Source organism: Asticcacaulis biprosthecium C19 (genome assembly GCF_000204015.1).
Classification (GTDB): Bacteria; Pseudomonadota; Alphaproteobacteria; order Caulobacterales; family Caulobacteraceae; genus Asticcacaulis; species Asticcacaulis biprosthecius.
Genome location: NZ_GL883078.1, coordinates 890,287 through 903,732 on the forward strand (window position 1 = coordinate 890,287; position 13,446 = coordinate 903,732).

General features: G+C 61.6%; 12 protein-coding genes. 6 read left to right on the plus strand and 6 right to left on the minus strand.

The window, feature by feature from the left end; all coding sequences use genetic code 11:
• Positions 1 to 103 precede the first annotated feature (103 nt).
• From ABI_RS14475 to ABI_RS14485, 3 genes are all read left to right on the plus strand, one after another.
• Positions 104 to 958 (plus strand): alpha/beta hydrolase, encoded by an 855-nt coding sequence (locus ABI_RS14475; protein WP_006273775.1) that lies wholly within the window; start codon positions 104 to 106, stop codon positions 956 to 958.
• On the plus strand, positions 955 to 1,404 hold the full coding sequence (locus tag ABI_RS14480) for a hypothetical protein (protein ID WP_157138908.1): 450 nt from the start codon (positions 955 to 957) through the stop codon (positions 1,402 to 1,404). Before ABI_RS14475 ends, ABI_RS14480 begins: the two co-directional genes overlap by 4 nt.
• Before the next feature lie 159 nt (positions 1,405 to 1,563).
• Positions 1,564 to 3,558 (plus strand): ArnT family glycosyltransferase, encoded by a 1,995-nt coding sequence (locus ABI_RS14485; RefSeq protein WP_006273777.1) that lies wholly within the window; start codon positions 1,564 to 1,566, stop codon positions 3,556 to 3,558.
• A gap of 125 nt (positions 3,559 to 3,683) precedes the next feature.
• Here ABI_RS14485 and pstB read toward each other — a convergent pair whose 3' ends face one another.
• The 6 genes from pstB to ABI_RS14515 form a co-directional block, all read right to left on the minus strand.
• A complete protein-coding gene (gene pstB / locus ABI_RS14490; protein ID WP_040309290.1) occupies positions 3,684 to 4,493 on the minus strand; it encodes a phosphate ABC transporter ATP-binding protein PstB in 810 nt (269 codons plus the stop codon).
• Between the two features lies 1 nt (position 4,494).
• Positions 4,495 to 5,352, minus strand: coding sequence for a phosphate ABC transporter permease PstA (pstA, locus tag ABI_RS14495; RefSeq protein WP_040309291.1), 858 nt, complete (start codon positions 5,350 to 5,352; stop codon positions 4,495 to 4,497).
• A gap of 11 nt (positions 5,353 to 5,363) precedes the next feature.
• Positions 5,364 to 6,296, minus strand: coding sequence for a phosphate ABC transporter permease subunit PstC (pstC, locus tag ABI_RS14500; RefSeq protein ID WP_006273780.1), 933 nt, complete (start codon positions 6,294 to 6,296; stop codon positions 5,364 to 5,366).
• A 22-nt stretch (positions 6,297 to 6,318) separates the two neighbouring features.
• Entirely contained in the window at positions 6,319 to 7,371 is a 1,053-nt protein-coding gene (gene pstS / locus ABI_RS14505) for a phosphate ABC transporter substrate-binding protein PstS (RefSeq protein ID WP_006273781.1), read from the minus strand.
• Between the two features lie 223 nt (positions 7,372 to 7,594).
• Entirely contained in the window at positions 7,595 to 10,069 is a 2,475-nt protein-coding gene (locus ABI_RS14510) for a TonB-dependent receptor domain-containing protein (RefSeq protein WP_006273782.1), read from the minus strand.
• 334 nt (positions 10,070 to 10,403) lie between these two features.
• A complete protein-coding gene (locus ABI_RS14515; RefSeq protein ID WP_006273784.1) occupies positions 10,404 to 11,966 on the minus strand; it encodes a beta-helix domain-containing protein in 1,563 nt (520 codons plus the stop codon).
• 279 nt (positions 11,967 to 12,245) lie between these two features.
• Here ABI_RS14515 and msrB point away from each other — a divergent pair, with 279 nt between their 5' ends.
• Genes msrB through msrA form a run of 3 tightly spaced genes read left to right on the plus strand, consistent with a single transcriptional unit; the run spans position 12,246 to position 13,338 of the window.
• Complete coding sequence (gene msrB / locus ABI_RS14520) at positions 12,246 to 12,731, plus strand: peptide-methionine (R)-S-oxide reductase MsrB (protein WP_040309293.1); 486 nt, start codon at positions 12,246 to 12,248, stop codon at positions 12,729 to 12,731.
• Between the two features lie 9 nt (positions 12,732 to 12,740).
• On the plus strand, positions 12,741 to 12,929 hold the full coding sequence (locus tag ABI_RS25970; protein ID WP_211211181.1) for a hypothetical protein: 189 nt from the start codon (positions 12,741 to 12,743) through the stop codon (positions 12,927 to 12,929).
• Positions 12,898 to 13,338, plus strand: coding sequence for a peptide-methionine (S)-S-oxide reductase MsrA (gene msrA / locus ABI_RS14525; RefSeq protein WP_245531357.1), 441 nt, complete (start codon positions 12,898 to 12,900; stop codon positions 13,336 to 13,338). The genes ABI_RS25970 and msrA overlap by 32 nt, the downstream gene beginning before the upstream one ends.
• The last annotated feature ends 108 nt before the right edge of the window (positions 13,339 to 13,446 follow it).

Consider the following 13,446-nt stretch of genomic DNA (forward strand, 5'->3'; position numbering starts at 1 on the left):
GAGAAAAAAAGAACTTGGCACTCACAAAAGGGCCCCTCTACTGACGCTTGGCGCAGTTGCTGTAATATGTGACTATTCTCGCAAAATATAATGGGAGGATATCATGATCGTCAAAGCCGGCCTGCTCGCTGCTTTCGCCCTGCTGTTCAGCGCCCTGCCCGCCACAGCCCAAGAGGTCGTCTATCTCTGGGATAAGGGCCAGCCGGGCTTCGAGTCGCGCAAGGACATCCCCGAACAGCATGCCGAATGGTGGTGGCGCTCGATCAACAACCCGTCCCTCACCGTGTTGCGCCCCGATCCGGCCAAGGCGTCACGTGCCGCCGTCATCGTGGTGCCCGGCGGCGGCCACCGCGACCTGGTCTTTGGCGAAGAAGGCCTGAAACCCGCCCAATATCTGCAAAGTCAGGGGGTCACGGCCTTTGCGCTGAAATATGTCCTGGCCCGCGAACCTGGCTCGCCCTACTACATCCAGGGCGACGCCCAGGCCGACCTGCTGCGCGCTATCCGCTATGTCCGTGCCCACGCCGCTGACTACGGCATTGATCCCGACAAGATCGGCGTCATGGGCTTTTCGGCCGGCGGCGAACTCACCTCTCTGGTGAGTTTCACACCCCAGGCCGGAAACCCCAACGCATCCGATCCGATCGACCGCGTCGACGCCCGGCCGGACTTCCTGATTGAAATCTACCCCGGCCCGCTGGGTATCCCGACATCGCTCGACCGCGCCCCGCCACCGGCCTTTTTCCTCAGCGCCTATGACGACCGCATGGCCGTCGCCGATTTCGACATGATCTTGAAACTTTACAAAAAATACCCCGACGTGCCCTACGAACTGCATGTGCTGTCGGGAGACGGCCACGGTTTCAACATGGGCGACCGCTCAAAACGCAAAGCCGTCCGCGACTGGCCGGCACGTTTGGGCGACTGGCTTAGCGACATGGGGTATCTGGCAAAATGAAGTGGTTTTGGGGGGTAATGGCGTTGATGCTGCTGGCCGGATGCGGCAAGCCCCTGGCGTCAGGCCCGTTCGCGCAGGCCAGCGAGGTCCGGCTGTATATCAACGAAGGTATGATCGACGTCGCCTCGGACGGCAAGCTGAACGACGGCAGTTTCCCGGCCGGAGGCATCGCCCTGACTGCGGTGGAATTTGCCGACCTGCGAAAGGCTGCCGGTTTCACAACATGGAAATCGGGCCCGAAATGCTGCATCCCGCGCCATGCCTTTGTCTTTTACGATGACGTCGGCAAATATCTCGGCAGTCTTGAAGTCTGCTTCGAATGCGGCTGCTCGTTCCTCGATGGCGGCCTGCAACCGCCGTTCAGCCAAGTGAAATGGGACGAGGCCGTCTTCGAACGCATCGTTAAGGCACACGGCCAGAAGACGGTATTTGATGGTGCCGCGTAGCCCTTCCCTCTGCGCAAAGCCCTGTCTATAGTCGCCCGCTTCAAGGCAGGGCTGACTGCATCTTGGATTGAGGAGAACCGAACCTCTCCTCCCCACCTGTGGGGAGGAGGGTGTTTGCGGCCTCGCAGGTGAAGCCCTTGCACCTCAAAGAGAGACCTTATGGCTGCGGAATTCTACGAACTGGGCGCACAGCAGGCCCCCGACAAGAAACCTCTCTTCGGCGACGACCGTGCCCTGATCCGGGCCGGGCTGGTCCTGCTGGCCGTCATGACGATCTGGCGGTTCTATATAGGCCTGATCAGCCACGTCATCTGGGAAGAAAGCCACTTCGTCGTCTCCGGCGAGTATTTCGCCCTCGGGTATCCCGACATCCCGGCCGGCTACCCATGGATCGCCAAGCTGATCACCTCGGTCTTTGGCTGGCAGGTCTGGCCCCTGCGCATTTTTGGGCTGCTCGTCGCCACCGCCATTCCCTTTGCCGTCTACTGGATGGCGAAACCTGTCGTCTCCGAGCGCCTTGCCGTCTGGGCCGCGATCATCTCGCTGGTCCTGCCGCCGGTAGCCTTGAACGGCACCATCTTCTATCCCGAAGGCGGCTTGCAGTTGCTGCTGGTGCTGATGCTGGGCTGTCTGCTGCGGGCCATGAGCGGGCCAGGCTTGAAGTGGTGGATCTGGGCCGGGGTGTGCGCGGGCCTCGGGCAGTTGGTCCATTTCCGTTTTCTCATCCCCGGCCTGGCCATGGTGGTTTACATGCTGGCCAACCGTCAGGGGCGCACCCTGTGGACCAAGCCCGGGCCGTATGTCACCGCCGCCCTGGCGGTCGTCGGCCTGTTGCCGGCGGTCATCTACAACGCGCTGGAAGGCTGGCCGGCCATCCAGTTCCACGTCGTCAACCGGCCGCGCTTCGATCCCGACATTGGCAGAATCATCGCCTTTGTCGTTCAGCTATTCGCCATCACCACGCCGGTCTTCTTCATCGCCATGGTGGCCGGCGGCAAGAAGGCACTGGTCGACGACCGCGCCAAGCCGGAAAGCCTGTTGGGCTATTCGGCCCTGGTTATCTTCGTGTTCTATGTCTTCCAGACCGTGGTCAACAAGAAGGTCATGCCGCACTGGCCGTTCATGGCGACCCTGCCCCTGCTGCCCTACGTGCCGGGCATGCTCATCGCCTTCACCGACAAGGCGGCGGGGCGCAATGGACGCCTACTTCGCCAGGGGCTGATCGCGACGGCCCCGTTGCTGGCTCTGGCGGTCGGCGTCGTCGCCAGTATCTACCAGTGGGAGTATCGCCATTCGGGGGAACTGACCTACCGTGAGCGGCAGCATAACATTCTGCAGAATGAGAATTACGAACTGCTGGAACCGGATATCGCCGCGGCCAACGCGCGGGCGGTGGCGCGGTTCGGACCGGACGTGGCCTGGGCGACGACGGGGCACCGCACGGCCGTCCACATCGAGTTTCCGGGCAAGGGCGACCGCAATCGTCGGCTCTACACCTTGCGTGAGCCCTATGACGACGTGGCGCGTTTCGTGGTAGCGCGGCAGGACTGGAAGCTGGATTTCGATGACCTGCAGCGCGACCGCGCCGGCAAGGGGGTTGTGCTGATGATCAACGTTCCGGACTATCCCCTGCACGATATCCAGAAGAACCCGGCCTTGCGGGCACAGTATGCGCGGTTGTGTTCGAGCTTCGACGAGATCGAGCCGTTCAAGGTGACGACCCTGACGCCGCACCGCACGGAGATCGTTTTATATACGGCACGGGTGCACAAGGAACCTCTAAGCCTTGCAGCGCCAGTGCCGTGTCCGTTCATTCCGTCGCTGTACATTGCCCAACCCCAGCGCGGGGAGTTCCTCGAAGCCGATACCGATAAGCAGTTCTATGGCATGGCCGTCGATCCGATCGGACTGACACGGGTGGAGATCGTGCTGGACGGCAAGGTCGTCACCGAAGCCAAATATGGTATCGACGAGAAGAACAGCCCGGCGCCGATCGAGATCGGCTATGACCCGAACTATCCGCGGGTGCAGTTCACCTACAGCTTCCCCAAGGGGTCACTGGTGTCGGGTGAACATCGGCTGAGCCTGCGCGCGACGCGGACGGATGGGACGACGGTGGAGGGGGCCGGACGGACGGTTTATGTGAAAGACTAATGGGGTTTGGGGGCTGCGACCCCATAAAACCTTCTTTTCATGAAAAAAGCCTCGCCCCCAAAAGGGCGAGGTTTTTTCGTAGGAGGGAAGACTTGGGGCCGCGGGCCCCAAACCCCGAAACATCACTACCCAAACCGGCCGCCGATATACTCCCCGGTCTTCGCCACCTTCGGCGTTACGAACAGGTCCGCCGTCGGCCCGAACTCGATCATCTTCCCCAGGAACATGAAGCCGGTATAGTCCGACAGACGTGCCGCCTGCTGAAGATTATGGGTGACAATGACGATCGTATAGTCACGCTTCAGCTCTTCCAGCGTATCTTCCAGCTTCGCCGTCGAAATCGGGTCCAGCGCTGAGGCCGGCTCATCCAGCAACAGGATCTCCGGATTGACCGCAATCCCGCGCGCCACGCACAGACGCTGCTGCTGACCACCCGACAGGCCCAGGCCCGACTTGTGCAACTTGTCCTTCACCTCGTCCCACAAAGCCGCCCGGCGAAGGCTTTCCTCAACGATCTCGTCCATCTCGGCCGAGGTCTTCGACGCATGCAGCCGCACCCCAAACGCCACATTGTCATAGATCGACATCGGGAACGGCGTCGGCTTCTGGAACACCATGCCGACGCGCGCCCGCAACGCCGTCACATCGACCTTCGGACCAAGAATATCCTCTCCGTCCAGCAGGATCTGACCGTCGGCGCGCTGGCCCGGATACAGGTCGTAGATGCGGTTCATAATGCGCAGCAGGGTCGACTTGCCGCAACCCGAAGGCCCAATCAGCGCGGTGATCGCATGGCGCTTCACGGGCAGGTCGACGCCGTCCAGCGCCTGGTGCGTGCCGTAAAAGAAGTTCAGCTTTTTTACTTCCAGAACCAGGCTGTCGGCCGGCGGCGGCACGATTACGCTTTGGATGTCCGTAGTGGTCATATCGATCATCTTACATCTTCTTTTCACGGGCCAGCCAGCGGCCGAGCACATTGATCCCGAGCACGGCAAATGCCAGCAGCACGGCGCCGGCCCAGGCCAGCTTATTCGCCTCTTCGAAGGGGCTCAGGGCAAAGTTGTACATCATGACCGGGAGGCTGGCGTTCTGGTTCGACATCATGCCGAAGATATCCCAAAGCGGCTCATGCATGAACTGGTTGTCGCCGGCCGTATGCAGCAGCGGTGCCGTTTCACCGGAAATCCGCGCAAAGCCCAGCAGGCCGCCCGTCAGCAAGCCCGCCCCCGCCGCTTTCCAGATAACGCGGCGGATGGTGATGAACTGCGACGCGCCCAGGGCCATGCTGGCTTCCCGCAGCGAGCTGGGCTGAAGGTTGAGAATGTCCTCGGTCGTCCGCGTCACCACCGGCGTCGCCAGGATGGCCAGGGCCACAGCACCAGCCCAGCCGGATGCGCCTCCGAACGGATTGACCAGAATGGTCGAGACAAACACCCCAACCAGGATGGACGGCGCCGACAACAGGACGTCGTTGAGGAAACGGACCGTATGGCCGTAACGCGTATTGCCACCGATTTCCGCCAGCCAGGTGCCGGCCAGCACGCCGATGATGACCGAGAAGACCATGGCCACAAGGCACATCATGATCGAGCCGACTATGGCGTTGCGCAAGCCACCGGCCGAGGTGTCCTTGGTGAAAATGTCGAGGTTGATGCCACTCAGCCCCTGGGTCAGCAGCGACCACAGGATCAGCATCAGGGCGATCAGGGCGACCCCCGTCGCCAACATGCAGGCCCCGGTAAAGATCCAGCTCACCATCTTGCGGCGGGCAGCGCGGCTCGGATTCACGGTCATGCCATATCTCCTTAATACCGCTGCGACGACAACAGCCAGCGGGCCAGGGCCAGCACGGCAAAGGTGATCAGAAACAGCACCAACCCAAGCGCGATCAGCGCCGAAGAATGCATACCGGAGGCTTCGCCGAACTCATTGGCGATGGTCGAGGCCAGGGTCGAACTGGAGGAAAACAACGAGGTCGGGAAGTTGTGCGAATTGCCGATGATGAAGGTGACCGCCATGGTCTCACCCAGGGCGCGGCCGAAACCCAGCATGACGGCGCCAACCAGGCCTTTTTGCACGTAGGGGATCAGGACGCGGGTCACGGCTTCAAACGGCGTCGCCCCCATGCCAAAGGCGGCTTCGCGCACCTGCGGCGGAATGCTGCGGAACAGCTCGCGGAAGACCGCCGCCATGTAAGGCAGGATCATCACCGCAAGGATCACAGAGGCGGTAAAGATGTTGGCGCCATTGGGGACACCGGCGAAAAGGCCGCCCAACCCCGACAGCGGTGTCTGGATATGCTTGGCGAACCACGGCGCGAAGACGAACAGCCCCCACATGCCGTAGACGATCGACGGAATACCGGCCAGAAGTTCGGTCATGATTGCGATCGGCTGGGCAATCACCCGCGGGCAGAACTGGGTCAGAAAGATAGCAATGCCCAGAGCGATCGGCAGAGCCATGGCCAGGGCCAGGGCCGACGACACGACAGTTCCGACGATTGGCCCGGCGGCGCCGAACACCTCACGTACAGGATCCCAGGTCGTTGAGAAAAAGAAGCTGGGCCCGAACTTGGCCAGGGCCGGCCAGCCGCCGATCAGCAAGGCAACGATCAGGCCGCCGAGAACGGCCAAAAGCAGGGTCGCTGCCGAAAAGGCGACATAACGGAAGATAGGATCCAGGACGTCCCGGCGTACCGGTATCTGATCCGTAGAAACTGCGGGTCGGGGAGCGGACACGGGACGGCCTGGATGAAAGGGTTTACTTGTTGGTGGAGGTGTAGACGGGCTTGCCTTCAGACGTGACCTGCGACCACTGCTGACGCACCATGGTCTTCACGCTGGCCGGCATCGGCACGTAGTCGAGTTCGGCCGCGGCGGCGTCACCGTTCTGATAGGCCCAGTCGAAGTACTGCAACACGGCCGTACCCTTGGCGGCGGCCTTCTGGTCCTTGTAAACCAGGATGAAGGTCGCGCCGGTGATCGGCCAGGCCTGCTCGCCCGGTTGGTCCAGCAGCAGGACGTAATTGCCCGGCGCATTCGCCCAGTCAGCGCTGGCGGCTGCGGCGGCGAAGGAGTCGGCGCCCGGCGCCGGGAACTGGCCGGCCTTGTTCTGCAGCAGGACGAAGGCGGTGCCGTTCTTCTTGGCGTAGGCGTATTCGACGTAGCCGATCGAGCCTTCGGTTTGCTTGACAAAGGCGGCGACGCCGTCATTGCCCTTGCCGCCCAGGCCCAGCGGCCAGTTGACGGCGTCCGAAGCGCCCACCTTGGACGACCACTCGGCGTTTTGCGACGCCAGGTAGGTGGTGAACAGGAAGGAGGTGCCCGAACCGTCCGAACGGTGGACGACGGTGATGGCGGTGGCCGGCAGGTTGACGCCGGGGTTCAGCGCGACCAGGGCCGGATCATTCCACTTGGTGATCTTGCCCAGGAAGATGTCGCCCAGCACGGCGCCATTCAGCTTGAGCTGGCCGGGTGCAATGCCGGTGACGTTGATGACCGGCACGACGCCGCCCATCACGGTCGGGAACTGATAAAGGCCGTTCTTATCGAGATCTTCCGGCTTCATCGGCTTGTCCGACGCGCCGAAATCGACGGTCTTGGCCAGGAGCTGCTTGACGCCTGCGCCGGAACCGACGGAATTGTAATTGACGCTGACCTTGCTGGCGCCCTTGTAACCTTCGGCCCATTTCAGATAGACAGGCGCCGGGAAGGTGGCGCCCGCACCGGCAATCGTTGAAGCCGGCTTGTTGCTGGGCTGGCTGCATGCGGCCAGACCGGCCAGCAGCGCGATTGCGAGAATCTTCTTGAACATCATTGTATCTCCACCCGTTCCGGGCTCTTGCCGCTGGCGGTACCTGCGTTTTATGACAGCTTCGTGACAGTCGTTTAGCGCCTCGGTGAAATTGAAGGTTAACGCCTTCCAGCCACCGATTCTGCACCGCATTATGTCATATTTGCCAATTTGCAAGTACCAAAACAAAAGCCCCTGCCGGAACGATCCGCCAGGGGCTTAGAGGTGTTATTCCGTCTACGGATTAAAACTTGGCCTGCAGGGACAGCGAGAAGACCGTGCCGAGCTTGTACGTGTTGATATCAATCCGGTTGTCGCCGGACTCCTGATACTCTTCGTATTTCTGGCCGGTCAGGTTGCGCGCTTCGAACTTGACTTCAAGGTCGCGGCCCCGAACGGTAAGGCCTTGACGGGCGACAAAGTCGACGCGCAAACCGGGATACTCGAAGATATCCGGCTGCCCGCTGTTCGCCAGCCCGCGGCTCGTCGCACGCTTGCTCGCATAGTTGATCATAAGGGTCTGCTGCGACAGATGGTCCTGGCTCTCGATGCCCAGTTCGATATTGGCAATGTGCTCGGACTGTCCCGTCATGGGCACACCGTCGCGGAAGAAGTCGGTCGCCTTGGTCGTACTCACAGCAAAGGCATAGGCCTTGTCGTCCTCGCCGACGCTCAGCGACGACTTGGAATAGGTATAGTTGGCCGAGGCGAGAATACGCCGGTCGTTCCAGACATCTCCCCCGTGGCCCGGAAGCCAGGCAGGGATCTCGTAGTACTTCAGAACTTCGGTTTCAAAGCCATAGAGATCCGCCTTCGGAGCATTGGCGAAACTCGTCGTGAAATCGTCACCGGAGACGTAGGATTCGATCGGGTTTTCGATTTGCTTGAAGAAGCCTGCGATCGTCGCGCGTTGGCCCGCAGCGAAGTACCACTCATAGCGTACCTCGGCATTGGTCAGCTGGCTATCGACCAGCAGCGGGTTGCCGCGATACGTCCGGTTGCTTTCCGGGTCAAAGTAGAACTGATAGATCAGTTCGCGGAACTGCGGCCGCGCCAGCGTCTTGGAGGCGTTAAAGCGAAGTTGCGCATCCGCATTCACCTGCCACGTCAGGGTCGCTGCCGGCAGGACATAGGATTCGTCGAGGTGAGTCGCTGCCAGGGATGCGCCGGGGGTCTTGAAGACCTGGACCGGCGACACGTCCTGCTCTGCGTGCTCGTAACGCAGGCCGGCATCGAATTTCCACGCGTCGTTCAGATCGCCGTCGAGCTTCAGGAAGGCGGCGTCGGTCTTAAGCGTCGCCAGGAATGCCGGATTGCCTTCGTTCGACTCGATCATGACCACGCCGAAATTATTGATCACGGCGGGTTCGAGCAGGTAGTCGGGCCGGAACATGTCGACGCCGTTGGGGAAGGTATTTGGTGCCTGGAACTGGAAGTCCCGACGCGAGCTCTCGCGACGCGTATCAGCAAGGTCGATGCCCGCCGACACCGCGAGGCGCGACGTCAGCTTGTAACGCGCATCGAAGCTGCCCGACATCAGACGCTCGCTCAGATCCGAGTAACTGATTGTGGCATCGCCGGAGTTGCCGTTGTTCAGGCGATTGATGAAATACTTGCCGAACAGGTCCGCATCGGCGTTGGTGCGGACATATTCGAAGTACAGTTCCCCCGGCGACACGCGCTTGGTTTCGGCATAGCTGGCCCTGGCATTGAGGCTGAGCTTTTCTGTCGGTTTGAACTCGCCGACGATCTGCGTGTTGGCCAGCTCGCGTTCAAACCAAGCCGTGCTCTGCTGCATGTAGTCGACATTGGTGCCATGGCGATTGCCGAGGCTGAGGCGCGTGTGTTTGATGGTGTCGTGGACATAGAAGTTGGTCCAGCGCACCTTGGTGTCGCCTTTGACCAGCGAAAGACCGAACAGACCGTTGGCAACAACGCGATTATCGGTCGTTACGCGGCGGAAATCGGATTCGACATCCGCAAGATCACTCGAGAGCGAGTTCTGATTGATCGAGTCGCGCGTCGTCCACTTGTTGCTGTAGCCGGCTGCGGCGATCACACCGAGGGTTGCACCATTCTCGAGTTCGAAGGGCTTGCCCGCCGTGATACTGGCAGAGAAATTGACCGGAAGTTCCGGCCAGCGCTGCACCAGGGCATTGCGCCCATTGATCAGTTCGCTGGCAATCTTCTTGGTGTCCACATTGCCGGAGCTGATACGTTCGCCACTGGCGAAGTAGGCCGCCATGGCCGGCGCAATGTCACGGTTGCCGTTGTCGTAACCCGTCCAGTCGGACTTGCTGCCGTAATACGTATATCCCAGGCTGCCCGTCGTCTCCGAGTCGGCGGAGATACCGCCACCGATGGTCAGGAAGGCTTCCGTCGGAACGGCGCGTGTCGTCAGATTGATGACGCCGCCGCCGAACTCGCCGGGGAAATTAACGGAGTAGCTTTTTTGGACCAGGGCCGATGCGACGACATTGGTCGGAAAGAGGTCGAGCGGAACCACGCGCTTGAGCGGTTCCGGGCTCGGCAGAGGCGAGCCGTTGAGCAGGGCCAGCGAATAACGGTCACCCAGGCCGCGGACATAGACATAGCCGCCACCGACCAGGCTGAGACCGGTCACGCGATTCAGGGCACCGGCGATGTTGCCTTCACCCGAACGTTGAATTTGCTCGGTGGACAGAACGGAGGTGACCTGCCCGCCGGACCGAACGCTCATGGCGCCCCGCCGGCCGCGAACCGTGATGGCGCCGCCTTCCGAACCACCCGGGATGGATACATCCGGCTGTTCTTGGGGTTGCGCTACCTCAGCTTCCTGAGCCGGAGGCGCCGATTCACCAGCAGAATCCTGCGTCGGAAGGGTTTGCACACCCGCCTGATCCTGCAGGTCGGCAGCGCGCGCCAGAGAAGGAAGCGTTAAGGCAGTCGTTATCAATAGTACGGACGTAAGCCACCGCGAGTTCATTGTCCCAATCCCCTGGGCAAAAGCGAATCTGATTAGAAGGGGGTGGCCGTCTCCAGCCACCCCTCCCCATTTAGCGAGTGACGTCGGATCAGTTAACCGGCAGAGACGTACAGGCGCTGTTGGCCGACCCGAGGTTGGCCGTGCTGCTGTTACAGGTCCAGCCAGCGTACCAAGTATCCGCACTGTCTTTCACGGCGCCGATGTAGGTCGTTGCCGTGAAGCCCGGCAGGGCGCTGACGTCGAAGGCCGTTACGGCGGTTTCGTTGGCGCCGTTGATGAAACCACCCGTCAGGGTCGAGGTGAAGGCGTCATTGTTGTTGTTGGCGCCGGATCCGAACAGGGTCGACACGGTCGCAGCCGGGAGGCTGCCGCCGCCGAGGAACTTGGTGGCGTTACACGACAGGACAACCGAGCGCGCGGCCAGGGTCGCCGGCGTGGCGCCCGTACCGTTCATGCGGATACATTCGTTGTTCGGCGTATAGATGACCGAGTTCATCAGGGTCGTATCCGAATTGCCGCGGAAGAGCGAAGACGCCAGGTCGTTGGCTTCGTTGAAGGAGGACACCAGACCCTGAACGGCCGTGAAGTTCGAAACCTTCAGGGTCGAGCGCGGCAGATGGGTTTCGTTGCCGTTGCTGTCGATTTCGAACAGGGCGTCACCGAAGCCCGGGCGCTGGATCAGCAGGCCGTACTGGAAGTTGCCGGTGGCACCGACGTCCAGGTCGAGGCTGTCATCGTCAGCACCGACAACGACGTAGTGCTTCATGTTGACCACGCCACCAAAGAATTCGGCGCCGTCGTCCGAGCTGTTGAAGCTCATGACGTGATCCAGGATCGTGCCAGAGCCGGTGCCTTCGGTGGTCAGGGACTGAAGTTCCTTGTCCGCACCCAGGACGTAGCCCGAGTAGCGGATCTGGACGTAGGACATACGGCCGCTGTTGTCGGTATCGTCCGCACCGCCGTACACGGCCGGGTCGGCAGCGCCTTCGGTCTGACGCTCACAGGTGCCGGCGGCCGTCGAACCGCTGGTGCAATCGGTGATCTTGGCGCGACCCATCAGCACCACGCCACCCCATTGACCTTGCGACGAGTCGGTGTTCAGGCCCAGGACGTTGTCGCGGCTCGTGAAGACGATCGGCTTGCTGGCCGTGCCCACGGCGTTGATCTTGTTGCCACGGTTGACCGCCAGCCAGGAAATGCCGGTGCCGCCATAGATGATCACGCCCGGCTCGATCGTCAGGGTGACGTTGGTGTCCGCCGCCGTCTTGGTGAAGCCACCGTCGGTGCCGACGTCAACGCGGCCCGGCAGTTGGTAGAGCAGGCCAGGAACCTTGGTCAGAACGATGGACTTGTTGATGCGCGACGGCAGGCTGCACACGCGCCAGGTGCCGGTCGGGCCAGTGATGGTGCCGGCGTCGGTCAGGCCTTGCGGATCAGCGATGGTCGGGCAACCCGACGCGGCCACGACCAGGGTCGACGACGAGCTGGAGCTGCTCGAGGACGACGTGGCAGGCGGATAGGTGATGCTGACATTGCCGCCCGTGCCGGGAGACGAGATATCGTCGGCGCCGCAGGCGGCGAGCGAAGCGGCGATGGCAACGGTGGCGCCGGTGGCCAAAAGCAGCGTGCGCAGTTTATTCTGAGTGATCATAAATCGTCTCCAAACGTGTTTCGGAGGCACGCTGGATGACGACATGACGTCGTTCCTTCCCCTAGTGCGGCCCATAGGACCGGTCCTATAGAAGTCGTAAATGACAGCGAGGCTACAGTTGTGTGACGGTTCCGTGACAAGGCCCGCCACAGGCCGCTTTGAAACCAGATACGGTGGCCCCTGAGACCCAAATACCACAAGGTTTCGTTAATACACGACACCGAAGCCTGTAACCTAATCCTGGCTTTGGGCGTATAAGGGGTATCGAAAGGACCTCAGATGAACCGTCGTCACCTTCTCTCCTGCCTCTCCCTGGCCGCCATAAGCGTCGCCATTGGCTGCACAGCCCAGGCGCCCGACGCCGCAGCGCAGACCATCAAGCCGTTGAACCTCAGCGACGCCGAATGGAAACGCCGGCTGTCGCCGCAGGCTTACAATGTCCTTCGCCAGGAAGGGACCGAACGCCCAGGCTCGTCCCGGCTGTTGGACGAAAAGCGCCCCGGGACCTATGTCTGCGCCGGCTGCGACCTGGACCTGTTCAGTTCCGACACCAAGTATGACAGCGGCACCGGCTGGCCCAGCTTCTGGAAGGCGATCCCGGGCCATATCAAAACGAAGACCGACTATAAGATCGGCGTGCCGCGCACGGAATATCATTGTGCGCGCTGCGGCGGCCACCAGGGCCATGTCTTCGACGACGGCCCGCGCCCGACCGGCAAGCGCTACTGCAACAACGGCGTCGCCCTGAAATTCATCCCGGCCTAGGAGCTCATCATGCTGAGACGTTTGTTTTTATCCGCCGTTGTCGCGGTTGGCCTGATGGCCGGCGCGGCCCAGGCGGAGGTCGCCGTCTTTGCCGGCGGCTGTTTCTGGAGCACGCAAAAAAGCGCTGGACCAGGTCCCGGGCGTGACATCGACGCGGGCTGGCTTCATGGGCGGCTCGGTCAAAAACCCGAGCTATAATCAGGTGATCCAGGGCCGTACGGGCCATGTCGAGGCGGTCGAGGTGACCTTCGATCCAAAGAAGGTCAGCTATCAGAGTTTGCTGGACGCCTTCTGGCATTCGACCGACCCGACGACCCAGGGCCGGGTGATCTGCGATTCCGGCGATCAATACCGCACCGCCATCTTCACCTTCAATGAAGGCCAGCAGTCGGCCGCCGTCGCCTCCAAGATCGCGGTGGGCAAGGAACTGGGCAAGCCGATCCGGACCTTGATCGTACGTTCGACGGAGACCGGTTTGCCGTTTTATCCGGCCGAGGCCTATCACCAGCATTACTGGAAAACGAACAAGGACCAGTATGACCGTTATCACATCGGCTGCGGCCGCGGCCCGGCGCTGAAGAAGCTCTGGGGCGACAAGGCGAAGTAAAAAATTACCTCTCCCCGCCTGCGGGGAGAGGACGAGAGCCGAGTGAAACGAAGGCGATCGGGTGAGGGGCCTTCAGAGGACAGAGCGTACCGAAGACGCCCCGCCCCT

Coding starts and splice junctions, on each gene's coding strand:
- ABI_RS25970 (WP_211211181.1), top strand. CDS start 12,741: ATGCTGAGACGTTTGTTTTTATCCGCCGTTGTCGCGGTTGGCCTGATG.
- pstB (WP_040309290.1), bottom strand. CDS start 4,493: ATGATCGATATGACCACTACGGACATCCAAAGCGTAATCGTGCCGCCG.
- ABI_RS14475 (WP_006273775.1), top strand. CDS start 104: ATGATCGTCAAAGCCGGCCTGCTCGCTGCTTTCGCCCTGCTGTTCAGC.
- ABI_RS14485 (WP_006273777.1), top strand. CDS start 1,564: ATGGCTGCGGAATTCTACGAACTGGGCGCACAGCAGGCCCCCGACAAG.
- ABI_RS14510 (WP_006273782.1), bottom strand. CDS start 10,069: ATGAGCGTTCGGTCCGGCGGGCAGGTCACCTCCGTTCTGTCCACCGAG.
- ABI_RS14515 (WP_006273784.1), bottom strand. CDS start 11,966: ATGATCACTCAGAATAAACTGCGCACGCTGCTTTTGGCCACCGGCGCC.
- msrB (WP_040309293.1), top strand. CDS start 12,246: ATGAACCGTCGTCACCTTCTCTCCTGCCTCTCCCTGGCCGCCATAAGC.
- ABI_RS14480 (WP_157138908.1), top strand. CDS start 955: ATGAAGTGGTTTTGGGGGGTAATGGCGTTGATGCTGCTGGCCGGATGC.
- msrA (WP_245531357.1), top strand. CDS start 12,898: ATGGGCGGCTCGGTCAAAAACCCGAGCTATAATCAGGTGATCCAGGGC.
- pstS (WP_006273781.1), bottom strand. CDS start 7,371: ATGTTCAAGAAGATTCTCGCAATCGCGCTGCTGGCCGGTCTGGCCGCA.
- pstA (WP_040309291.1), bottom strand. CDS start 5,352: ATGACCGTGAATCCGAGCCGCGCTGCCCGCCGCAAGATGGTGAGCTGG.